This window comes from Listeria booriae (genome assembly GCF_000766865.1).
Lineage (GTDB): Bacteria > Bacillota > Bacilli > Lactobacillales > Listeriaceae > Listeria_A > Listeria_A booriae.
The window spans coordinates 262587-285387 of the sequence record NZ_JNFA01000023.1; the positions used below are offsets into that span (position 1 = coordinate 262587).

Genomic DNA, 22801 nt, shown 5'->3' on the forward strand with positions numbered 1-22801 from the left:
CAAAATTTTTGTCTGCTATTTTTAAAAACTAGTATTCCTCGTAAATACCCTTGTATTTTTCCGCCGAAACTTTCCAGCTGAAATCTTTGGCCATGGCTTGCGTCACTAATTGCTCCCACGCATCCGGATTTTCCGAATAAACAGTGATAGCCATCTCTAGTACTTTTCCAAAAACAGCGGCATCATACTGGTTAAAACTAAAACCAGTTCCCTCACCCGTATATTGATTGTACGGCGTCACAGTATCTTTCAAACCGCCCGTCTCATGCACGACAGGAAGCGTCCCGTAACGCATCGCAATCAACTGCGAAATCCCGCATGGCTCAAACCAAGAAGGCATTAACAACATGTCCGCCGCCGCATACAACTGCTGCGCAAAACCGATATCAAACGTCATATTCGCCGACATTTTCTCCGGATAGACGTATTCGAAAAATGGAAACGCCTCTTCAAATTCGCGCTCACCCAAACCAAGAATCGCAATTTGCACATCCTTTTGCAGTAAAGCGTCCAAATTATCGACAAGCAAATGGCAGCCCTTCTGATGCGTCAGGCGAGAAACCATAATAATGAGCGGAACATCCGGGCGAACCGGCAAGCCTAGTTTTTCCTGCATCGCCGCCTTGTTCGCCGCTTTCCCAGCCAAATCCGTCGCACTAAAATGATTCGGAATCAGCGGGTCACTCTCAGGATCATTCAAATCCTGATCAATCCCATTCAAAATCCCCGTCAATTTCCAAGCATTCGCACGAAGCAAGCCGTCAAGCCGTTCCCCATACATCGGCGTCTGAATCTCCTCCGCATAACTCGGACTCACCGTCGTAATCCGGTCCGCATACTGAATCGCGCCCTTCATAAAGTTCACATCATCATAGTACTTAATCCCGTCCTCATGCCACGTCTGCATCCCAATTCCAAGCAATTCCTCCAACACGCGCGGCGAATAAATCCCTTGGAACTGCAAATTATGAATCGTAAGCACCGTCTTAATCCCACGATACGCCTCAATCCAGTGATACTTATCCGCCAGAAGTAGCGGAATAATCCCCGTATGCCAGTCATTCACATGCAACCAGTCCGGAATAAAATCAATTTTCTCCATCATTTCACAAACCGCCATCGAGAAAAACGCATAACGCTCCGCATCATCATAATCCCCGTACACATTCGGCCGGTCAAAATAATACAAGTTATCGATGAAATAAAACGTCACACCGTCACGCACCAACGTCTTCACACCACAAAACTGCTTGCGCCATCCAACGTCCACCGTAAACTGCGTCACATCCTCCATCTCATCCTTAAATTCCTCCGCCATCTTCGTATGAAACGGCAACACTACGCGAATATCCACGCCTTGCTTCACCAATTCTTTTGGCAACGCGTACGCCACATCCGCCAAACCACCGACCTTCACAAAAGGAAAAACTTCCGCTGCTGCAAATAAAACCTTCATTATTGTACCTCCGCCCCTCTGTTGCAATCGATATGCTCATCTTTCTTCACCACAATTGGCGCATCCTTCGTACCAATCAATGTCACCCCAGGATCAATCACACTCTTCTTATCCGCAATCACATATTCCAAATGCGCCCCAGCCCCGACTTTAGCACCTTGCATAATCATCGAATGACGCACCATCGCGCCTTCTTCCAACAGCACATTCCGGAAAATCAACGAATGCTCCGCCGAACCGCGCAATAAGCAACCATTCGCCACAAGGCAATCGACAATATCCGATTCCTCCGCATAAAACGTCGGCACTTCATTTTTGGCCTTCGTATGGATCTTCTGATTCTCTTGGAAAAGCGCCGCCAAATTACGATCGTGCAACATATCAAAATTGCCATCAAAATACGATTTCGTCGAATAAATTTGACGCATATAACCGGTGTACTCAAAACCGCTCGCATTCGTATGCGCAACAGCCTGCTCCATCACGGCATCCAATGAAAAATCGCGTCCCGTTTCCCGATAATTCGCAATCAGTTTCAATAATAACTCCTGCTTCAATAAGTATATTTCCAAACTAAGCGCACTATCTTCCGCAACGACTTCCCCTTTTGGCACAGCCGTGCTTTCCGTAATATGACCCGTCGCATCCAATGTCAAAACGTCCAGCTGCTCATGATCTTCCGCACCAATCGCACTCGCCAGTCGTTTATAAACCACCGTCACATCCGCGTCCTGCTGTTTATGGTGCTGCAAAATCGCCTTCACATCAATATTGCAAACCATTTTGCTTCCCATAATCACCACATACTCCGTCGCCGATTTCGTCAAGAAGTTCAAACTATTATCATAATTCTCCTGCGAAAAATCATCCGAATTCCGCTCATCAAACACGAATAAACCACCATACATCGTATTCAAATCCCATTCTTTCCCACTCCGAATATGGTCAAACAACGACCGATTATTCTCATTCAAAAACATCGCAATCGTATTAATACCAGCATTCGTCATATTAGAAAGCGGAAAATCAACCAACCGATACCGACACGCAAACGGCATTGCCGCAAGAGGCCGATTTTTCGTCAAAGGTTGCAAGCCCGTTTTGTTTTCCGATAGATTTAAGATTCCACATATTTTATTAGTCTTCATCTTCAGACACCCCAATCATCGCATAGTGACCAACAACTTCAATGTCATCCTCACCAATAATTTCGACATTATCCGCAATCTGTGCGTTTTCGCCAACAATAACGCGTTTTAGCACCACATTCTTCCCAATGACCGCATTTGGCATGATGACGCTATCTTCAATCACGCTATTCTCCCCAACATTGACATTTTGCGATAAAATCGAATGTTTCACACGCCCGTTAATATAGCAACCATCGACAATCAGCGCATTTTTCACATCTGCCTGTTTCGTAATATGTTGCGGCGGCGCAATCGGATTTTTCGAATAAATACGCCATTCGCGATCACGAATATTCAACTCATGACACGGATTAATAAACTCCATATTGGCTTCCCAAAGGCTCGAAATCGTTCCAACATCTTTCCAATAACCCGAAAAACGATACGCAAACAAATTCTCACCATTGTTCAAATACGCCGGCACAATATTTTTACCAAAGTCGCTCATATCAATGTCTTTCGTCTGCGCCTCTTTCAAATATTGCTTCAACAAACTCCATTTAAAAATATAAATTCCCATCGACGCCAAATTACTCTTCGGCGCAGCAGGCTTCTCTTCAAATTCAATAATGCGATCCGTGCTGTCCACATTCATGATGCCAAACCGTGAAGCTTCCTCGATTGGCACCTCAATAACAGCAACCGTCAGCGCCGCATTTTTTTCCTTATGGTAATCCAACATTTTTTCATAATCCATTTTGTAAATATGATCGCCCGACAAAATCAAGACATACTCTGGATTATGGCTATCAATAAAGCTCACATTTTGGTGAATCGCGTGCGCTGTTCCTTTAAACCACTTCTCACCTTCCAAACTAAGATGCGGTTGCAAAATCGTCACACCACCACTTTTATAATCTAAATCAAAATACGAGCCATCCCCGATATGGTCGTTTAATTCAAGCGGCTGATACTGCGTCACAACGCCAACTGTATCAATACCCGAATTCGAGCAATTACTTAACGAGAAATCGATAATCCGATATTTCCCGCCAAATGAAACGGCCGGTTTAGCCATTGCTTTTGTTAAATCTCCAAGCCTTGAACCTTGTCCACCTGCTAAAATCATTGCAATCATGTCATTTTTCATAATCCATTGGGTTCGCCATTACAACGAAACCCTCTCACCGCCCTTTATGATATCCTTTTATTCTCTTCGGCTTAATTATAAGTACACTCATTGCTGGCAAAATAACTTCAATACTGTAAGGTAAACCATTATGACCTTCCGTGCTCGTCTTCATTTCCGGCTGCGCAAAATCCCAAGTTCCCCCAAACTCCCGCGCCTCCGTATTCAGTAACTCCTCATAAATCCCCTCATAAGGCACACCAATGCGCACACGTTGCCGCTCCACTGGCACAAAATTACAAGCCACCACTAAGAAATCCCGCGGTTTCACGCCTTGACGAATAAATGTCAAAATCGACTCATCCCGATTATCCGCATCTAAAATATCCATTCCTTCTGGCTGATGATCCTGTTCAAAAAGCGCCTTGTGACTCACATACAACTCATTTAACGTCCGCACAAAAAACTGATACTGGTGATTTAAATCTTGATTCAAATCCGTCCATTCCAACTCCTCGGCGAACTTCCATTCCAAAAATTGTCCCGTTTCATTGCCCATAAAGTTCAACTTTTTCCCCGGATGCGTCATCAAGAACGCCTCAAGCGTCCGCAATCCCGCAAACTGGTTATAGCGATCCCCCGGCATTTTGTGCATCATCGACTTCTTGCCGTGCACCACTTCATCATGTGACAGCGCCAAAATATAATTTTCCTTAAACATATACATAAACGAAAACGTCACGAGATTAAAATGATCTTTTCGAAACAGCGGGTCCATCTCGAAAAACTTCAAAATATCGTTCATCCACCCCATGTTCCACTTGTAATTAAAACCAAGGCCATTCGTGTCCACCGGCTTCGTCACATTCGGATACGCCGTACTTTCTTCTGCAACCATCAACATATCCGGATACCGTCTAAAAACTTCCGTGTTCAACTTTTGCACAAAATCGATACCCGCCTTGTTCAAGTTGTTTCCGTCCTCATTCGCTTCCCAATACCCGTCGTCATAATCCAAATAAATCATGTTCGAAACCGCATCCACACGCAAACCGTCCAAGTGACACATCTCAATCCAAAACAGCGCATTCGAAATCAAAAAGCTATGCACTTCACCCTTCGATAAATCAAAATTCAGCGTCCCCCAACGAACATTGTCCGCCTGAAACGACTTCCAATACTCAAATTGAGGCGTACCATCAAAATAAGCAAGCGCATTATCATTCCGACAAAAATGTCCCGGTACCCAGTCCATAATTACGCCAATATTAGCCGCATGACACGCATCCACAAATCCCATGAACTCCTCAAGCGTCCCGTATCTCGCACTAAGCGCATAATAGCCCGTAATCTGATATCCCCAAGACGCGTCCAACGGGTGTTCCATAAGCGGCATAAACTCAATATGTGTGTATCCCATCTCCGCAACATAAGGAATCAACAACTCCGCCAATTCCGCAAAATTATAAAACTCCTGTTCCCCGCCACCTTTTGGCTTCCGCCACGAACCCGCGTGCACCTCATAAATATTCAGCGGCGCCTCGTAAACACTTCTTCGCTTCCGTTTCGCCATCCAGCGCCCATCCGTCCACTTAAAATCAGGCAACTTCGTGACCACAGCCGCATCTTTCGGCCGCAACTCAAACGCAAAAGCATAAGGGTCCATCTTCAATTTCCTGTTCCCTTTCGCATCCTCCACCAGAATCTTATAATGCTGCCCCGGCTTCGCGTCCGTCGAAAACCCTTCCCAAATTCCTGTCTCCCCAAGCAATGTCAATGAAAAACCCGTATCCCAATTACAAAAATCGCCAACAATCGCAATTCCCTTGGCATTCGGCGCCCAAACACGAAACGAAAATCCCTCATTGCCATCCCTATCCGTTGCAAACTGACATCCCATCAGCTGATAACTTTGGAAGTGACTCCCATTATTAAACAAATATGTATCCGCCTCTGACATGTTTCCAATCAGCAATTTGTTGCTCACTTCATCACATCCTTTTTGAATAGTCTGTCTATTCTGTCTACCGAAGTTAATAACGCCTCTGCCGCATTCCGAAGAAGTTTTCAAGAAACAAAGCATTCGTTTCCATACATCTAATATACCAGATTTTCACGTCATTTGAAAATAATACCTCTAGTAATAAAGTTAACATTTGCCCTTTTATAATCACGCTCCCAATTCCACGCCAAAAAGAAAGAACGCAAACCGATTGGCCGCGCTCATTTCGTCTTATTTAATAAATTAAATCTAGGAAATCTTCCAACGTAATATTTCCAAAATAGTGCTTAATATCTACACCTTGCAACGCCGCTTCGATGGCTTTTCGGTCATAATTCACACCGCGCAACTTGTCCTCAATCTCCGTCACATCGCCAACACCGAAGAAATCACCAAAAATCTTCACGTCCGCAATCACGCTTTTAACAACGTCAAGGCGCACATCAATACCACCGACTGGGAAACGTTTTGTCCGTTCCAAATTAAACTTCGGAGACTTCCCATAATTCCAGTCCCAATTGTTGTAACGCTTCTCAGAAATGGCGTGAATCTTCTCCCAATCCGCCTCTGTTAGCACATATTCTTTCACATCTTTCACATTCTCCACATCAAACAAATCAAGCAACAATAAATCACGAAATGCTTCCGTCGTCATTTTTTGCTCCATAAATTCCGAAATGTTAGCGACACGGCTACGCACCGATTTAATGCCTTTCGACTCAATCTTATCCTTGCGTACTTTGAGGGATGCCACGACATTATCCAAGTTCAAATCAAGCATCAACGTTCCATGCGAGAACATCTTGCCTTTCGTTGCAAACTGAGCGTTCCCAGACACTTTAAACCCATCAATCAAAAGATCATTTCGACCTTTTAACTCTGCATTCACGCCTTGTTTTTTCAACGCTTCCACAATCGGCTGTGTAAATTTGGCAAAGTTATGGAACGAATCACCGTCATCTTTCGTAATAAAGCTAAAATTCAAGTTCCCTTCGTCATGGTACACCGCACCACCACCAGATAAACGTCGCACGACTTTAATATTATTTTTAGCCACATATTCTGTGTTAATTTCTTCAATCGTGTTCTGATTGCGCCCAATAATAATCGACGGCTGGTTAATATAAAAAAGCAACACCGGCTCGTCCAAATCAAGCTCCGTCAAAATAAATTCTTCCACCGCCAAATTAATCGTCGGATCTTTCACATTCTTATTATCTATAAAATACACGCCTTACTTCCTCCTTAAAACTCGATAATCAGGCCTTTTTCAGCCAACACAATCTGTCCTTTATATTCCGATGCAGCCTCGGCTTTCAATGTCGCCAGCTCGCCAAACTGCGGTAAATGCGTTAACAACAATGTCTTCACGCCTGCGTCATGCGCAAGCTTGCCAACTTCCGTACTCGCCATATGAATCTGGCTTTTCCCAGCCAAATCCTGATAGAAATTCGTATCCGTCATCAACAAATCCGCATCCTTCGCAAAAGCCGTAAACACCTCCTGGTACGCCGAATCCGCCGTAAATACAAACGTCTTCCCGTTGGCCTCAATCCGCATCGCATAACAAACAACCGGATGCACCGTTTTTAGGAACGTAATCGTAAAAGGCCCAACCTTAAGCTCCTTGCTCGGATCATACGCAATGCCTTCCGACACGTTCGGCATGGATAAATAAGAAAAACCACGCGCATCCTCATCATGCCCATAGATTGGCAACACAGGCACATCTTCATTCATCCCGCCAATCAACCGATAATGCTGCAAAATCCCGACATCCGCCACATGATCCGGATGATAATGCGAAATAATCGCCGCATCAATCGTATTTGGGTCCACATAATTTTGCATAATAGAAACGGCGCTAGCACCAATATCAATCAATAACTTAAATCCGTCCTCTTCTAATAAGTAACTAGACGTCCCTTCATCCACTTTCGGATAACCGCCCCAATGACCAAACACAGTCAACTTCATGACCCCACGTCCTCTCTCGAATTGGTTTACTAGTTTATCATACACTAAAATCAGCACAGATAACAGATTTTGCGACTAAAAAAAGCGCACACCATTTCTGGAGATACGCTTTATTTTGTAGACGCTTTACATGAATACTCTCACTGACCAAAACCTAATATAAGAAACTTGCGTGTGCATAAAACGTTCCATCATTTTAAGCTATTATACTTTGTTAAATCAATGGTTTCACAAACATTCTTCGTTTCCATTTTAAGTCAAGCAGTTCAGACGCCACTTCTCCATCTTTCTCCCACGTGATTTTAAATGTTGTACCACCCTCTAAATCTTTTTTTCTAGGCGGATTATAATACGTTTCATTATCCACCAATTTTTTCCCATTAAAATTACCGGCCTCTACAGCTAATATTTCTCTATCGAATAATGGATATGTTTTCTCACCTTCTATTTGTTCCATTTTCAATAATTTAACTTTTCCTGATTTTTTCCATTTTATTGTGCCCATCCATGGATATTTCTCAGTATCTGCCTCATCACCTTTTCTCGGTTTATAAACCGCGCTCCAATTTTCACTACTACCTTTAAGAATTGGTGGTTGACTGAAAGAAATTCCTGCATAAACTAAAATTAGGCTTAGCACTATGCCGATACATATTTTTTTCATATACCCTCCTAAAAATGAATCTGATTCTTCTTAGAAAAACGGTATTAATATACGCTTATACATTTTCAATTTCACGACTTCTTCATGTTTTTTACCATCTTTCTCCCAAGCTATTTTTATTGCTTGAACACTACCAAGATCTGGACCATCATAGAATGTCATAGAATCAGATATAGTTCGCCCATCAAAGTTAGCATCTTTTTTTAAATCACGCTCCTCGAATAAATTAACTAACTCCCCGTCCATCACCAAGTCTACTTGTAAAACTTTCGGTTCCATAAGTCCTCGCCATTTTATATAACCACTCCAAGGATGTCCTACTGAATCCGTTACTCCACCACCCCTTGGTTTATAGACTACTTTCCAACGCTCGCCTTTGGAATATACTATAGCTGGTTGCAATAAGGAATATGTTATCCAACTACCTAATAAAAGCACCCCAATTAACAAAATATACTTACGCATCATACAACTTCCCATCATTATCAATTAAAGTCCCGCCTAACAATATACCAATACATATTTTCTTTTTCATATACTCTCCTAAAATAAATTGACAGCTATTTGATATCATTAACATCCATAAAGTCAGGTCTTCACTAGTTCAACAATAGTGCTATCTTAAATTAAAATAAGGGCTTAACAAAAAGTCTTTTTTTGCGTTCAAATATAATCTCATCCGTATGCTTTGTACCATCTTTCTTCCAAATAATCCGCATACCTTGTATTGTTTTATCTGGCCCATTGTAAAAAGTTTCAGGATCATCCAATACCTTACCGTCAAAGTTCCCATTTCCTTTTTTTGTAGCATCTGCATCTAAATCATTTATATATTTACCTTCAATCAGCAAATCTACAGATACTATTTCTGGCTCTCCTATAAGATGACGCCAAATTACCTTTCCCGACCAAGGATACTCCTCTGAATCAGCTACATCACCTTTTCTTGGCTCATACACAACCTTCCAATCCCTCGACTTTCCAACAATAATCGCTGGCTGGTTTAGTGAAAAAATTACCCAACCAATTATTAGTATCGTACAAAAAATAAATATGTAGTATTTCTTTTTCATTTCTCTATCCTTCCACACTTAATATCAAATCACTATAATAAGTTTTACACCATTTTTCAATGTATACAAGTTAGATACCAGAACATTCTTGCAATCACTCCTGCTCACCTATGAGCATATTTTTATACATGTTGGCTATGATATTGTTTACTCAAAAAGTGTTGTGCTGGATTTCATATTATCAAAAAACTATTTTCTTTGACGGAAGTATTATACGTTAGATTCGGAAAATCCGTGCTTTTAACATATTCTTGTAACAGATAGACATTTCACAGTCTCTTTTGCCTATTAACTTTTCCAACTCACTTCTCTACATCTATTTTCCAACATGCAACCTAAAAATATCACACAACTTTCAAGTAAGCAATTACATTTTAAGATTCTTTATAAAATTTTTAACATTTTAAGATTCCGTTTCATAAATTGACTAAAATAATAGTTATATGGACTAACGCAAAAAAAGCGCAAGAACAATTATCTCGTCCTTGCGCTTCTTTGCACACCATGAATCTAATTTCTAGTTAAGTCCTGTAACATCTACTAAAGATATGTTAGAGAAATTAACAGTACCTGAAGTTAGCACTCCATAACCGCCTAGCTCTACAAAGTATACCGTAGTACTTGTTGTGGTAGCCGTGAAAGTTAGTGTGGTCATTGTTCCTGTAGGTTGTTTCCAACCACCAGTTAATGTTCCTCTATCGGCTGCCAATGTTTGTCCTGTGGATATTTGCGAACCGGATATGACAGTGGCGTTGTAATAGCCATGTCCACCGTCTGTCGCTACATATTTAAAACTATACTGATGTCCTGGGATTGTTGCCACAGTTTGTGCAAGTAAACCTGCATGGTTTGCGCCCGATTTCATGTCAACAGAGCCGTTACCATTTGGTTTAATATCCATTTGTGGACCTAATATGCCTTTGCTTACAGTTGTCCAAGTACCGACTGCGCCGCTATAGTTATACAAGTTATCTGCTTGTGTGCCTATTGCTCCTGTATATGCGGTTTCGCCCCATTGGCCTAATCCGTTAAACTCTGGGTTGATAATCATGTTCTCGCCATTTACTCTCACCGTAATCGTTTTGCTAATGTTACTACCATCTGTTGTAGTAACCGTGATAGTTGTTGCGCCACCTTTTTTAGCTACCCAGTTTCCATTTGCATCTACTGTAATGATACTTGTGTCGTTTGATGTGTAAGTTAGTGTTTTGTTCGTTGTGTTTGTTGGTAGTACTGTTGCATCAACTTTGCCTGTGTCATTAACGTCTGCTGTGATGTTGGTTGCTGCTAATGTGATGTCTGTTGCTAACACGGTTGGATCTGTTACTGTTACATTGACTGTTTTCGTGATGTTGGAGCCGTCTGTTGTTTTTACTTGAACGGTTGTTGTTCCTGCTTTTTTCGCTGTCCAGTTTCCGTTTGCATCTACAGTGATGATGCTAGAATCGGCTGGTGTGTAAGTCAATGTTTTGTTTGTTGTATTACTTGGTTGAACTGTTGCGCCAATCGCGCCTGTTGTGCCGACCGTTGTGTTAATGTTCGTTGTTGCTAGGTCAATGTCTGTTGCTAACACGGTTGGAGCAGCTACAGTTACGTTGACTGTTTTCGTGATGTTAGTGCCGTCTGTTGTTTTCACTTGAATAGTTGTTGTTCCTGCTTTTTTCGCTGTCCAGTTTCCATTTTCATCAACGGAGATGATGCTGGAATCGGCTGGTGTATAGCTTAGTTTTTTGTTGCTAGCGTCTGTTGGCTCGACTGTTGCACCAATGGTTCCTGTTTCGCCGACTGTTGTATTGATATTTGTAGTTACTAGATCAATGCCAGTTGCTGGAACATTAGCTGGTCCTGTGATGTTGATTGTGAAAGTCCGGACTGTTTTGCCTGATGCGTCTTTCACTGTTACGAGTGAGCTACCTGTTTTATCCGTATGTGTGAACGCAAATTTGACGTTGTTTGTTTGCACATTTGAGAATAAATCAGGGTTAGAAAGTGTCAATGTATAGATGCTAGGGTCTATACGTGTATCTGCGCTGTTATAAAGAGCCACATCGATATTGCTGTTGCCGTATCCATCTTTATATGTGTTTGGTACTGTGATTGATCCGCCTTCTGCAATGTTTGTGTCTGGTGTAAAGTCTGTTTGATAAATCCATTTTGCATTTGCTACTTCATTTGGATCCGTAACGGTTACATTGACTGTTTTTGTGATGTTGGAGCCGTCTGTTGTTTTCACTGCAATCGTTGTTGTTCCTGCTTTATGTGCTGTCCAGTTTCCGTTTGCATCTACAGTGATGATACTTGCGTCTGCTGGTGTGTAAGACAATGTTTTATTCGTTGTGTTTGCAGGCTGTACCGTTGCATCAACTTTACCAGTTGCATTTACTGTTGTGTTGATATTTGTTGTATTAAGTGTTAGGTCTGTTGCTACAACTGTTGTTGAAACGAGTGCAGCGTTCATATCTGTGCGTGTTTGTTGTGCTGCTATGCTGATGTAGCCAGAAACACCGTCGCTACCAAATGCTGTGTTCGCTAAGTTATTATAACCTGTTGGTGGTGTGACTCTGACATAGTAAGTTCCTGGTGTAATCGTTTCGAATTTGTACAAACCATTGGCATCTGTCGTTGTTGTTTCTACCGCGGCACCTGTATTGCTGTAAAGTGTTACGGATGCTCCAGCGACACCGGATTCGCCAACTTCTTGTGTTCCATTTTTGTTCAAGTCGTTGAATACTGTAGAACGAATTTGGCCTGTTTTTTGTGCTAGTGTCAAGCGTAGGTTAGAGATGTTCGTTGTACCATCAGCTTGTAAGTAGTAACTATTTCCGTCGCTACCGAACCCTTGAGAAGAATCAAATGTGTAGCCTTCTGGTATCGTTGCTTTTACATAGTAGTTTCCTGCTGCAATGCCAGTGAAGCTGAAGTTTCCTTGCGTGCTTGTTGCCACTGTTTTCACAAGCGTTCCATCTACACTATAAAGGGATACGTTTTCGCTCACGCCTTGACCGCTTGGTGTATTGATTACGCCAGAGATCGTTGTGTTCGCTTGTTTTCTTAGTGAGATAGAGTAGCTAGATGCTGTGTTGCTACCATTTAGGCTGATGTAATTACTGTTGCCGTCACTACCGTAGCCGTTACTGCTCACGAAATCGTAGTTGCTTGGAATGACTACTTTTGTATAGTAATTGCCTGCTTCTAAGCCTGTGAAGCCGTAATGACCGCTAGAATCTGTTTGGACAGAAGTCACTAGATTCCCTTGTACGTCGTGTAATTCTACGCGAATGTTCGCAAGTCCAGTACTCGTTGATGCATCTGTTACTACACCACTAATCGCAGAATTGTTCAATGCCGCTAAACCTAAATTCAGCTCGTTGCGAAGTGTTTGTTCGCTTGCAACTGTGAAGTAATTTGTAGCGCCGTCACTTCCAAAATATGTGCCTGACTGATATTTGTAGTTAGCTGGAATATCTGCTTTTGCGTAGTATTTGCCTGGTTTTATGGCGTTAAAACTGTATGCGCCTGAGCTGTCCGTTGTTGCATCGGCTACTTTTGTTCCTGTTTCATTGTATAATGCCACATGCACTCCGTTTATGCCTGCTTCTCCGCTATCTTTTAGGCCGTTTCCATTGGCGTCATTATACACAAAGCTTTGAATAGCACCTTGTTCTGGATAGAAGCCAAAATGATAACCTGTAACGGCATTGCCACCAGAAATGGTGAAATAGCTTGAGTTACCATCTGAACCGTTGATGCCTTGTGTTGTGTAAAGTTTTTCATCAGTTGGTAAGGTCGACATGTCTACGTGCAAATAGTAAGTCCCGTCTGGAACGTTTGAGAATGTATATCTACCGTCCGTTCCTGTTGTTGCTGTTCCTATCAGTGTTCCTTGGTCGTTGTATAACTCGACTTTGATGCCTGCTATACCTGTTGTTTCATTACTGTCTTGCACAGCATTTCCGTTTAAGTCCTCAAACATCACATCACTAACACTACCTTCGCCAGATGCTTTTAATTGTTTGATTGTATTTTCTGCTGCGGATACTGTCGTGTAGGGTTGGATAATTGGTGTTAAGCTTCCAAGGACTAACACACCTGTGACAGCTCCTATACCCCACTTCTTCATGATTTTCTTGCTCATAAATAAATTCATCCCCTCATCATTTAGAATCGAAATAGTATACATCACTTTAACTATTTCATTGTCTACTTTATTGAATTGTGTTCAAAATAAAAACAGTAACTTGACACTTTTCAAAACTTTTTTTTGTACTTTTCGTCACAATTGCTTTTTTGGCGTTATGATATGTGTTGATGCTGCTTCTTTTTATTATTTGCAAATAAAAGAACAGCTGTGACTGCTGCAATTCCTATGCCTATCGTTGCTGCCATAAGTGGGTAGCCTTGAAGCATTGCTGCACCGATAATCGGACCGCCACCAGTCATCGGGACTAATGGATTTAGATTTCCGCCTTGACTCAATATTTTGCCTCCTCTTTACGTTGATTTTGTACCCTGATATTTCCAGAATCAACTGGTATCAGGTCGGTATGCGTTTGCCATGTGTTTTCCCCCTTAGCAAATCGGATTATAATCTGATTTTTTAAACTATTGATAAAGATATGTATGGTAGATTAGAAGCCGTTCTTTTTTGGCCTTTCCTATTTTTTATCTTAGCATGTAGTTTTTTACGTAGATGGAAACTATGCGTCATAAAGCTCTGTTTTTTTCAGAGAATTTGTGAACGTTTTTCTAATCTATGCGCAAAAAACGCCTTGCACAGAATTTTTATCCATGCAAGGCGTTTCTTCGTATTATTATTTGAAATACTTGTCTTCTTTTTCTTTGGTTAGTTTCTCCGTTGAGACTAGCTTGCCAATGGCTACGAATCGTTTATTTGTCTCTGTCGCTACGTCACACGTAATCAGCGTGATTTGTGGCTCGGTGGTGTTGTCGATAATGCCCACTTCGGTATCTTTCACGATTTTTGTACTTGTTACTTCATAGGTGTACAGATTCGTTAAATCCGTTAGGTACACTTTGGCGCCTTCTTTCACATCCATGACCGGGCCAAATAGCATCGACTCATTTCTCATATGGTGACCTGCGAGTGGGTAATTTCCTTTGCCCATGACTTGATCTTCCCGCATAGTTGTCGCACCTGCCAGTAAGTTCGCCGTGTTCGTTCCTTTTAAGACCATTAAATTAAGGTCTACGCTCGGAATCGCAATGGAGCCAACGACTGCGTCTTTGTCGTAATTCGCTGCGCCTTTCACAACAGAGGTCATCGATGGGAGTTCTACGCTTGCGAAGTCGAATGTGGCATCTCTACTATTGTTTTTATTAATCGTTTCCGCGCTGTAATTCGTTACGGAATCCCGTCCGCTTAAATATTTTACAATGCCGCTCTTAATGAATGGTGAAAGTACGAGCAGTAGCCCGATAATTAAAATGATAATTGCTATTGTTTTCTTCAATATACTAAGCCCCCTTGCAGTTCTCTCTCGATTATATAGTAGGAACCTTTCCAAAAGCAACGATAAAACTACGATAGCAAAAATGGACGGCTCCTTCGCGGCACTCTATATCCGTTTCAGCCCTGATACACCAAGGTTTTAGAAATATCTCGGGCTTGCGACGCATGTTTTTTAGTTTCGTTTTTGTTAAAGTTATGTTACTATTAGATTAACGTGGGTTTGGAATTAGCGCAAAGCTCTTTACATAGCAACCCAGTTTTTTTTATTCTTTTTTGTCTTAAAAAATGAAACAGTACTTACTCACACAGAGTGTTAGGAGAGGTGAATTATGAACGCATGGAAAGAAAAGGTCCTAGGTTTCTTAAGTAAGAACTACGGATTTTTTATTCTAGCCGTCATACTATTTTGGCTAAAATCGTATATTGCTTATAATGTCGCATTTAACTTGGGGATTGAGAACCCAATGCAACAATTCTTATTACTGATTAATCCGCTAAGTTCCGCAGTATTCTTCATGGGACTAGCCTTATTTGCAAAAGGAAGACGGTCGTTTGTTTGGATTATCGTCATTGACTTTATACTTTCATTTGGCCTTTATGCAAACGCGGTTTACTATCGCTTTTTCAGTGATTTTATTACGTTGCCGAATATTCGAGAAATTGGTAGTCTTGGTGAGCAAAGTGGTAGTCTTGGTGCCCTTATGCACTGGAGCGATATTCTCTACTTCGCGGATATACTCTTCTTGATTGCATTACTTGTTTTCCGCATTGTAAAACCAAGTAAAGAAGCGCGTATTCGTGCTCGCAAAACAGTTGGTGTTTTAACGCTTGGTGTTGCGATGTTCTTCGCGAACTTAGGTCTTGCGGAAATCGATCGTCCAGAACTATTAACACGTACATTTGACCGTACTTATATCGTGAAATACCTTGGAATGACGAACTTCCAAATTTACGACGCTGTAAAAAGTACACAGAACTCCACACAACGCGCGCTCGCGGATAGTAGCGATGTCAACGCTGTGTTGAACTATACGAAATCGAATTATGCACAGCCGAATCCAGAGTATTTTGGCAAGGCGAAAGGTAAGAACGTTATTTATATCCATTTAGAGAGCTTCCAGCAATTCTTGATTGGCTATAAACTACACGGACAAGAAGTGACGCCGTTTATTAACTCGTTCTTTAAAGATAAGAACACGATTAGCTTTACGAACTTCTTCCATCAAACAGGTCAAGGGAAAACTTCCGACGCCGAAATGATGCTGGAGAATTCATTATTCGGACTTCCACAAGGTTCTGCCTTCTCCACAAAAGGTAAGAATACGTATCAATCAGCGCCAGCGATTTTAGGTCAGCAAGGCTATGATTCAGCGGTTTTCCATGGGAACTATAAGAGTTTCTGGAATCGCGACGAAATTTACAAACAGTTCGGCTACAATCATTTCTTTGATGCTAGCTACTATGATATGAACGAGAAAGACGTTTCCAACTATGGCTTGAAGGACAAACCGTTCTTCCTAGAGTCAGAGAAGTATCTACAAACATTGAAACAACCGTTTTACGCGAAATTCATTACGTTAACGAATCACTTCCCTTATCCGATTGCTGCGGATGAAGCAACGATTCAACCGGCTGATACTGGTGATACTTCCGTGGATAGTTACTTCCAGACTGCTCGTTATTTAGATGAAGCTGTGAAGAGTTTCGTGCAGTATTTGAAAGATAGCGGTTTGTATGACAATACGGTAATTGTTATGTACGGCGATCACTACGGTATTTCCGATAATCACGCGCAAGCAATGAGTAAAGTGCTCGGTACCGATTACGATGCTTATCAAAACGCACAAGCACAACGTGTTCCATTTATGATTCGCGTTCCTGGTGTTGAAGGTGGCGTAAAAGATACGTACGGCGGTGAAATTGATGTTTTACCTACCCTACTACACTTATTAGGCACAGATACGAAGAATTACGTACAACTCGGTAGTGATTTGCTTTCTAAAGATGTGAAACAAGTCGTTCCATTCCGAAATGGTGATTTCATTACACCTGCTTACTCGATGATTGGCGGCAAGTTCTACAATCAGAAGACTGGCGAAGAAATTACGACGACAACAGACGAAATGAAAGCAACGAAAGACAATGTTGCTAAAGAACTCGAATTATCTGATGAAGTCTTGCAAGGCGATCTACTTCGCTTCTACACACCTGAAGGCTTCAAGAAAACCGATCCTTCGAAGTATAACTATAATAACAAAAACAAATCTACAACGACAGACAAGAGCAGTACAGACACAACAACCACTGAAAATTAATTTTAGAACCATCAAATCCTTTGTTTCAAGGGTTTGGTGGTTTTTTTATGCCCCTTCCCTCAAAAATGGCTTCCCTTTCCATTCGCAAAATGCTATTCTAGAAAAAGATAAAGGGAGGTCAACTACATATGAAAGTACTAAAAAACTATCGATTTAGCTTATTTTTACTTTCCGGAATTATTCTTGGCGGAGCTGCTGGGGTTATTTTTGGAGAGAAAACAGCTGTTGTTAAACCGATTGGGGAAATCTTTTTAAATTTGATGTTTGTTGTGATTGTGCCGCTTGTTTTCTTGAGCATCTCTTCTGCCATTGCGAATATGAACGGAATGAAGCGGCTTGGTAAGATTATGGGGACGATTTTTGCGGTATTTTTCTCGACAGCGATTATTGCTGGAATTATTGCTTTTATCGGGACAACGATTTATAACCCGCTAAAAGGCGTTGATTTGACGCAAATTATTAAAAACTTGCCTGCTGCTCCTGAAGCACAAAGTAGCTCTTTAGGTGAGACGCTCGTTAAGACGTTCACGGTGCCTGATTTTCTCGATTTATTTTCAAAATCGAATTTATTGCCTTTGATCGTGTTTTCGATTCTTCTAGGGGTCGCTACATCGCTTGCTGGTGATAAAGGAAAGCCGCTTGCCGATTTGTTAAATAGCGGTACAGAAGTGATTTTGAAGATTGTGCAAATTATTATGTACGCAGCACCGATTGGTCTTGGTTGTTACTTTGCGGATACAGTTGGAAAACTTGGACCCCAAATTATTAATGGGTATTTGAACTCATTCTTACTTTATTTAGTGTTAGCGGTTATTTATTATTTCGGCGCGTTTACGCTTTATGCTTTTATTGCTGGCGGTCCGCTCGGTGTTAAAGTGTATTGGAAAAACGTGATTACGCCTTCTATTACAGCGATTGCAACGTCTTCTAGTGCCGCATGTATTCCTGTGAATCTGCAGGCAACGAAGAAAATGGGCGTTCCTGATGATATTGCAGAAACGATTATCCCTCTAGGAGCAAATACCCACAAAGATGGTTCTGTTATGGGTGGTATTATTAAGATTATTTTCTTGTTCACTTTGTTTGGAAAAGACATGACTTCTCCGATGAGTATACTGGCCATTCTTGGCGTAGCTTTTCTCGTTGGTGCTGTGATGGGCGGTATTCCAAGTGGTGGCATGACTGGGGAATTAATGATTTGTGCGGTTTTCGGTTTCAATCCTGAGCTGGTTGGAACGATTATGATTATTAGTACGATTATTGATATTCCTGCAACATTACTAAATTCAACGGGAAATACGGTTTGTGCGATGCTCGTTAGTCGTTTTGTGGAAGGTAAGAACTGGCTATCGAAACAATTTGCATAGCTCTATACGAAAAGCGAAATGTAGTTTTTTAGACTCTTTCGCTTTTTTATTTTGTCTCCAAATGTGGCACCGTCTCACTTGAAAAAATTTTTTAAGATTTTGGTTTACTTTTTGCTTAAATAGGAGTATGATATGTCGCATAGCTCGGAAATAGGAATAATAGTTCACTTTATGAAGTACTGATATAACTAGGGTTTCGTGTTTTTTGGTAGCTATGTTAGCTTTTTAAAAATCGATTTTTTAACAATTGTATAAGCGTGATTTAATTGGATACAGAACCTCTATGTCACGATTTAGAAAAAGGGAGATGAAATGGCGTTTGATTCCTCGTTCTATATCCGCGGATCGGAATCTGGGGTGTTTTTTTATTGGAGTTATGACTGAGGAGGATTTACGATGATTGCGATTTTGTTGTTTGCTGTACTGTTATTAGGATATCTAGTGTACGCATTGGTTCATCCAGAGAAATTTTGATTGAGGGAGATAGTTAAACATGGAGATTTTACAAATCATTGTTGTCATTTTGATTTTGTGTTGTTTAATCAAGCCGCTTGGGACGTACATGTACGCGATTTATGCGGGGGCACCGATGAAAGGAAATCGTTTTTTTGAAAAGGTAGAGCATGGTATTTACCGATTGGCAGGTTTGAAGGACCGCCCAGCGATGAGTTGGAAGCGATATGCTGCTTCGGTGTTACTCTTGAATGGGATTTTGATGGTATTTGGGTTTTTAGTTGTTTTTATGCAAGGTTTATGGGCGAATCTGCATGGTTTACGTGGGCTTGATCCGACGCTTGCTTTTAATACAGTGATTAGTTTTATGACGAATACGAATTTGCAGCATTATAGTGGCGAAACAGCGCTCACGAATATGACGCAGATGATTTTTATTACGATGATGATGTTTACCTCAGCGGCTACTGGACTTTCGGTGGCGATTGCGTTTATTCGTGGGATTACGAGTAAGGGTACGACACTTGGGAATTTCTATGAGGACTTTACACGCTCGATTACGCGCTTGTTGTTGCCTTTTGCGTTTATTTTGACGCTTGTCTTGGTGGCTCTTGCGGTTCCGCAGACGCTGGCTAGTTCGCATACGGTAACGACATTAGAAGGTGTGAAGCAAACGATTGCGCTTGGTCCAGTGGCTTCGCTTGAGGCGATTAAGCATTTAGGCACGAACGGCGGCGGCTTCTTCGGAGCTAACTCGGCGCATCCTTTTGAGAATCCGACACCGCTGACAAACGTGATTGAAATGCTTGCAATGTGGGCGATTCCCGCTTCACTCACCTATACTTACGGACGTTTTGCCAAAAATCAAAAGCAAGGCTGGGTTATTTTTTCAGCGATGTTTGTGTTGTTCCTTGTTTTTCTTGGTCTGATTTTCATGTCGGAAAAAGCAGGAAATCCGGTATTGACGCAACTTGGTGTTTCGAACGCGCAAGGCAGTATGGAAGGTAAGGAAATGCGCTTTGGACTTGGTGGTTCCACCTTGTTTAGTACGATTACGACGGCTGCAACGACTGGGTCGGTGAACAATATGCACGATACGCTGACACCGCTTGGTGGTATGGGTACACTTGCCTTGATGATGCTTAATGTCGTGTTTGGCGGCGATGGTGTGGGCTTGATAAATATGTTGATGTACGCGATGCTTGGCGTCTTTTTGTGTGGCCTGCTCATTGGTCGTACGCCAGAGTTTTTAGGACGCAAAATTGAGCCGCGTGAAATGAAGCTCATTACGCTGACATTGCTTGTGCATCCGATTATTATTTTAATTCCAACAGCCACGGCTTTGCTGACAACGGTCGGTACGGAAGCCATTTCTAATCCTGGTTTTCACGGGATGACGCAAGTTTTGTATGAATTTACTTCTTCTGCGGCTAATAATGGTTCTGGATTCGAAGGTCTTGGCGACGATACGTCCTTCTGGAACTTGATGACTGGAATCGTGATGTTCTTAGGACGCTATATTTCCATGGCTTTATTGCTTGCCGTTGCAGGTTCGATGACGAAAAAACAATTCATCCCAGAAACGATTGGGACTTTTAGAACGGACAATGGCTTATTTACAGGGATTTTAGTGATGGTTGTGCTCGTTATCGGCGCCCTCACCTTCCTGCCTGTTTTAGCGCTTGGTCCAATTGCCGAAAGTTTAACTTTGTAGGAGTGTAAAAAAATGGAGAAAAAAAAGGCGTTATTTAACCGTGATATGATGTTTACCGCGATAAAAAATAGTTTTATAAAATTAAACCCTGCTGACATGATTAAAAATCCCGTCATGTTCGTTGTCGAAGTCGGAACTTTTGTTGTCTTGTTGCTTATGCTTTTCCCTTCCTTTTTCGGCGTCACTGGCGCATTTGGTTATGAATTAGCGATATTTATCATTTTGTTCGTAACGATTCTGTTTGCCAATTTTGCGGAAAGCTTGGCGGAAGGACGCGGCAAGGCACAAGCCGATTCGCTCAAGAAAACGAAATCAGATACGACTGCAAAACTGCTTCAAAAAGATGGCTCGGTGAAACAAGTAGCTGCATCTACCCTGCATAAAGGCGATGTCGTACTCGTTGAAGTTGGCGATTTAATTCCAAGTGACGGCGAAATTATTGAAGGGCTCGCGTCCATCGATGAATCTGCAATTACTGGTGAATCGGCTCCTGTTATCAAAGAAAGTGGCGGTGATTTTGCTTCTGTCACTGGCGGAACGATGGTGTTAAGTGATGCCATTAAAGTCCGCATTGAAAGCAATCCTGGCGAATCGTTTCTTGATAAGATGATTTCCATGGTAGAAGGCGCTAAACGTCAAAAAACTCCGAACGAAATAGCACTCACGATTTTGCTTATTACGCTCACGATTATTTTTTTAATTGTTGTTATTACGCTTTATCCGATTGCCCGTTTTAATGGTGTGATGCTGTCAATGACGACGCTTGTGGCTCTGCTTGTTTGCCTTATTCCAACGACAATCGGCGCCCTCCTTTCTGCTATTGGTATTGCGGGAATGGACCGGGTGACTCGTTTTAACGTTCTAGCGATGAGCGGGAAAGCCGTGGAAGCCGCTGGAGACATCAATACGATTATTTTAGACAAAACTGGCACGATTACGTTTGGGAATCGGATGGCGAGTGAATTTTTACCAGTTGGCGGGCATTCTGTGGCAGAAGTCGCGGAAATTGCTGCAATCAGTTCTTTAAAAGACGATACGCCAGAAGGAAAATCCGTGCTTATCCTTGCAAAACAAATGGAAATCGCGTTTCTAGACGATACATCACAAATTGCCGAAGAAATCGAATTTCAAGCGAACACTCGCATGAGCGGCATCACTTTACAAGACGGACGCAAAATTAGAAAAGGCGCAGCCGACTCGATTAGCCGCTGGGTACAAGATCTAGGCGGCGAATTACCAGCGAATATGCAAGAAGTTGGCGACAGCATCGCTAGACTTGGCGGAACACCGCTTGCCGTCTCGGTAGATGATGAAGTATACGGTTTTATCTACCTAAAAGATACCGTGAAACCTGGCATGCAAGAACGCTTCGCCGAACTTCGCAAAATGGGCATTAAAACCATTATGTGTACCGGCGACAATCCATTAACCGCCAAAACTATTGCAGCAGAAGCAGGCGTAGATGACTATATCGCTGAATCCAAACCCGAAGACAAAATCCAAGTCATTAAAGATGAGCAAGCACTCGGTAAACTCGTAGCGATGACAGGCGATGGCACTAATGATGCGCCGGCACTTGCCCAAGCGGACGTTGGACTGGCGATGAACTCAGGAACAATCGCAGCTAAAGAAGCCGCAAACATGGTCGATCTTGATTCTGACCCAACGAAAATCATCGAAGTCGTTTCTATCGGGAAGCAACTGCTGATGACTCGTGGTGCGCTAACAACATTCAGCATTGCAAATGACATCGCCAAGTATTTCGCGATTATACCAGCGATGTTTGCTATTGCCATCCCAGCAATGAACCAACTCAACATCATGCAACTCGCCTCCCCGACTAGCGCTATTATTTCGGCCCTGATTTTCAATGCGATTATCATCCCGATTCTAATACCACTAGCCATGAAAGGCGTGAAATACGTCCCAATGAAAGCCAGCAAGCTACTACAAAAAAACTTATTCATTTACGGACTCGGCGGAGTTATCGCCCCATTTTTCGGTATAAAAATAATTGATTTGGCCGTTTCGGTCTTCATCTAGGAGGAAAA

General features: G+C 42.0%; 17 protein-coding genes. 5 read left to right on the plus strand and 12 right to left on the minus strand.

The annotated features are described in order from the left end of the window. Positions 1-28 precede the first annotated feature (28 nt). The 12 genes from glgA to EP57_RS09300 all read right to left on the minus strand — a co-directional run bounded on the left by glgA (position 29) and on the right by EP57_RS09300 (position 14905). Positions 29-1456, minus strand: coding sequence for a glycogen synthase GlgA (gene glgA, locus EP57_RS09245; RefSeq protein ID WP_036086005.1), 1428 nt, complete (start codon positions 1454-1456; stop codon positions 29-31). Further along, positions 1456-2604 carry a glucose-1-phosphate adenylyltransferase subunit GlgD gene (gene glgD / locus EP57_RS09250; RefSeq protein ID WP_036086011.1) on the minus strand — a complete coding sequence of 383 codons (1149 nt, stop codon included), beginning with the start codon at positions 2602-2604 and terminating at the stop codon, positions 1456-1458. Before glgD ends, glgA begins: the two co-directional genes overlap by 1 nt. Next, positions 2594-3736 (minus strand): glucose-1-phosphate adenylyltransferase, encoded by a 1143-nt coding sequence (locus EP57_RS09255; RefSeq protein ID WP_036086012.1) that lies wholly within the window; start codon positions 3734-3736, stop codon positions 2594-2596. The genes glgD and EP57_RS09255 overlap by 11 nt, the downstream gene beginning before the upstream one ends. Positions 3737-3770: 34 nt before the next feature. Continuing rightward, a complete protein-coding gene (gene glgB, locus EP57_RS09260; protein ID WP_241480719.1) occupies positions 3771-5702 on the minus strand; it encodes a 1,4-alpha-glucan branching protein GlgB in 1932 nt (643 codons plus the stop codon). A 250-nt stretch (positions 5703-5952) separates the two neighbouring features. Continuing rightward, positions 5953-6948: a lipoate--protein ligase gene (locus tag EP57_RS09265; RefSeq protein WP_036086014.1), complete on the minus strand. Its 996-nt coding sequence runs from the start codon at positions 6946-6948 to the stop codon at positions 5953-5955. A 14-nt stretch (positions 6949-6962) separates the two neighbouring features. Then, positions 6963-7694 carry an MBL fold metallo-hydrolase gene (locus EP57_RS09270; protein ID WP_036086016.1) on the minus strand — a complete coding sequence of 244 codons (732 nt, stop codon included), beginning with the start codon at positions 7692-7694 and terminating at the stop codon, positions 6963-6965. Positions 7695-7908: 214 nt separating this feature from the next. Beyond that, the gene (locus EP57_RS09275) at positions 7909-8358 is read right to left on the minus strand and encodes a hypothetical protein (RefSeq protein ID WP_036086019.1); all 450 of its coding nucleotides are present in this window, start codon (positions 8356-8358) and stop codon (positions 7909-7911) included. A 30-nt stretch (positions 8359-8388) separates the two neighbouring features. Further along, complete coding sequence (locus tag EP57_RS09280) at positions 8389-8826, minus strand: hypothetical protein (protein WP_143812835.1); 438 nt, start codon at positions 8824-8826, stop codon at positions 8389-8391. Positions 8827-8984: 158 nt separating this feature from the next. Continuing rightward, positions 8985-9431: a hypothetical protein gene (locus EP57_RS09285; protein WP_036086026.1), complete on the minus strand. Its 447-nt coding sequence runs from the start codon at positions 9429-9431 to the stop codon at positions 8985-8987. A gap of 517 nt (positions 9432-9948) precedes the next feature. Continuing rightward, the gene (locus EP57_RS16515) at positions 9949-13566 is read right to left on the minus strand and encodes an SdrD B-like domain-containing protein (RefSeq protein ID WP_052167622.1); all 3618 of its coding nucleotides are present in this window, start codon (positions 13564-13566) and stop codon (positions 9949-9951) included. Positions 13567-13724: 158 nt separating this feature from the next. Beyond that, a complete protein-coding gene (locus EP57_RS09295) occupies positions 13725-13907 on the minus strand; it encodes a hypothetical protein (protein ID WP_036086027.1) in 183 nt (60 codons plus the stop codon). Between the two features lie 335 nt (positions 13908-14242). Further along, positions 14243-14905 (minus strand): class A sortase, encoded by a 663-nt coding sequence (locus EP57_RS09300; RefSeq protein ID WP_036086217.1) that lies wholly within the window; start codon positions 14903-14905, stop codon positions 14243-14245. A gap of 325 nt (positions 14906-15230) precedes the next feature. Between EP57_RS09300 and ltaS the strand changes: the two genes are divergently transcribed. The 5 genes from ltaS to kdpB all read left to right on the plus strand — a co-directional run bounded on the left by ltaS (position 15231) and on the right by kdpB (position 22793). Further along, positions 15231-17216: a lipoteichoic acid synthase gene (ltaS, locus tag EP57_RS09305; RefSeq protein ID WP_036086028.1), complete on the plus strand. Its 1986-nt coding sequence runs from the start codon at positions 15231-15233 to the stop codon at positions 17214-17216. A gap of 128 nt (positions 17217-17344) precedes the next feature. Further along, positions 17345-18583, plus strand: coding sequence for a dicarboxylate/amino acid:cation symporter (locus EP57_RS09310; RefSeq protein WP_036086036.1), 1239 nt, complete (start codon positions 17345-17347; stop codon positions 18581-18583). Between the two features lie 396 nt (positions 18584-18979). After that, positions 18980-19057, plus strand: coding sequence for a K(+)-transporting ATPase subunit F (gene kdpF / locus EP57_RS17355; protein WP_077912875.1), 78 nt, complete (start codon positions 18980-18982; stop codon positions 19055-19057). 19 nt (positions 19058-19076) lie between these two features. Continuing rightward, the gene (gene kdpA / locus EP57_RS09315; RefSeq protein WP_036086038.1) at positions 19077-20750 is read left to right on the plus strand and encodes a potassium-transporting ATPase subunit KdpA; all 1674 of its coding nucleotides are present in this window, start codon (positions 19077-19079) and stop codon (positions 20748-20750) included. Between the two features lie 12 nt (positions 20751-20762). Then, a complete protein-coding gene (gene kdpB / locus EP57_RS09320; RefSeq protein WP_036086039.1) occupies positions 20763-22793 on the plus strand; it encodes a potassium-transporting ATPase subunit KdpB in 2031 nt (676 codons plus the stop codon). Positions 22794-22801: the final 8 nt, after the last annotated feature.

Bases quoted from the DNA above. Each gene is read 5' to 3' on its own strand.
- glgA (WP_036086005.1), bottom strand. From the start codon at position 1,456: ATGAAGGTTTTATTTGCAGCAGCGGAAGTTTTTCCTTTTGTGAAGGTC.
- glgD (WP_036086011.1), bottom strand. From the start codon at position 2,604: ATGAAGACTAATAAAATATGTGGAATCTTAAATCTATCGGAAAACAAA.
- EP57_RS09255 (WP_036086012.1), bottom strand. From the start codon at position 3,736: ATGAAAAATGACATGATTGCAATGATTTTAGCAGGTGGACAAGGTTCA.
- EP57_RS09270 (WP_036086016.1), bottom strand. From the start codon at position 7,694: ATGAAGTTGACTGTGTTTGGTCATTGGGGCGGTTATCCGAAAGTGGAT.
- EP57_RS09275 (WP_036086019.1), bottom strand. From the start codon at position 8,358: ATGAAAAAAATATGTATCGGCATAGTGCTAAGCCTAATTTTAGTTTAT.
- EP57_RS09280 (WP_143812835.1), bottom strand. From the start codon at position 8,826: ATGATGCGTAAGTATATTTTGTTAATTGGGGTGCTTTTATTAGGTAGT.
- EP57_RS09285 (WP_036086026.1), bottom strand. From the start codon at position 9,431: ATGAAAAAGAAATACTACATATTTATTTTTTGTACGATACTAATAATT.
- EP57_RS16515 (WP_052167622.1), bottom strand. From the start codon at position 13,566: ATGAGCAAGAAAATCATGAAGAAGTGGGGTATAGGAGCTGTCACAGGT.
- ltaS (WP_036086028.1), top strand. From the start codon at position 15,231: ATGAACGCATGGAAAGAAAAGGTCCTAGGTTTCTTAAGTAAGAACTAC.
- EP57_RS09310 (WP_036086036.1), top strand. From the start codon at position 17,345: ATGAAAGTACTAAAAAACTATCGATTTAGCTTATTTTTACTTTCCGGA.
- kdpF (WP_077912875.1), top strand. From the start codon at position 18,980: ATGATTGCGATTTTGTTGTTTGCTGTACTGTTATTAGGATATCTAGTG.
- kdpA (WP_036086038.1), top strand. From the start codon at position 19,077: ATGGAGATTTTACAAATCATTGTTGTCATTTTGATTTTGTGTTGTTTA.
- kdpB (WP_036086039.1), top strand. From the start codon at position 20,763: ATGGAGAAAAAAAAGGCGTTATTTAACCGTGATATGATGTTTACCGCG.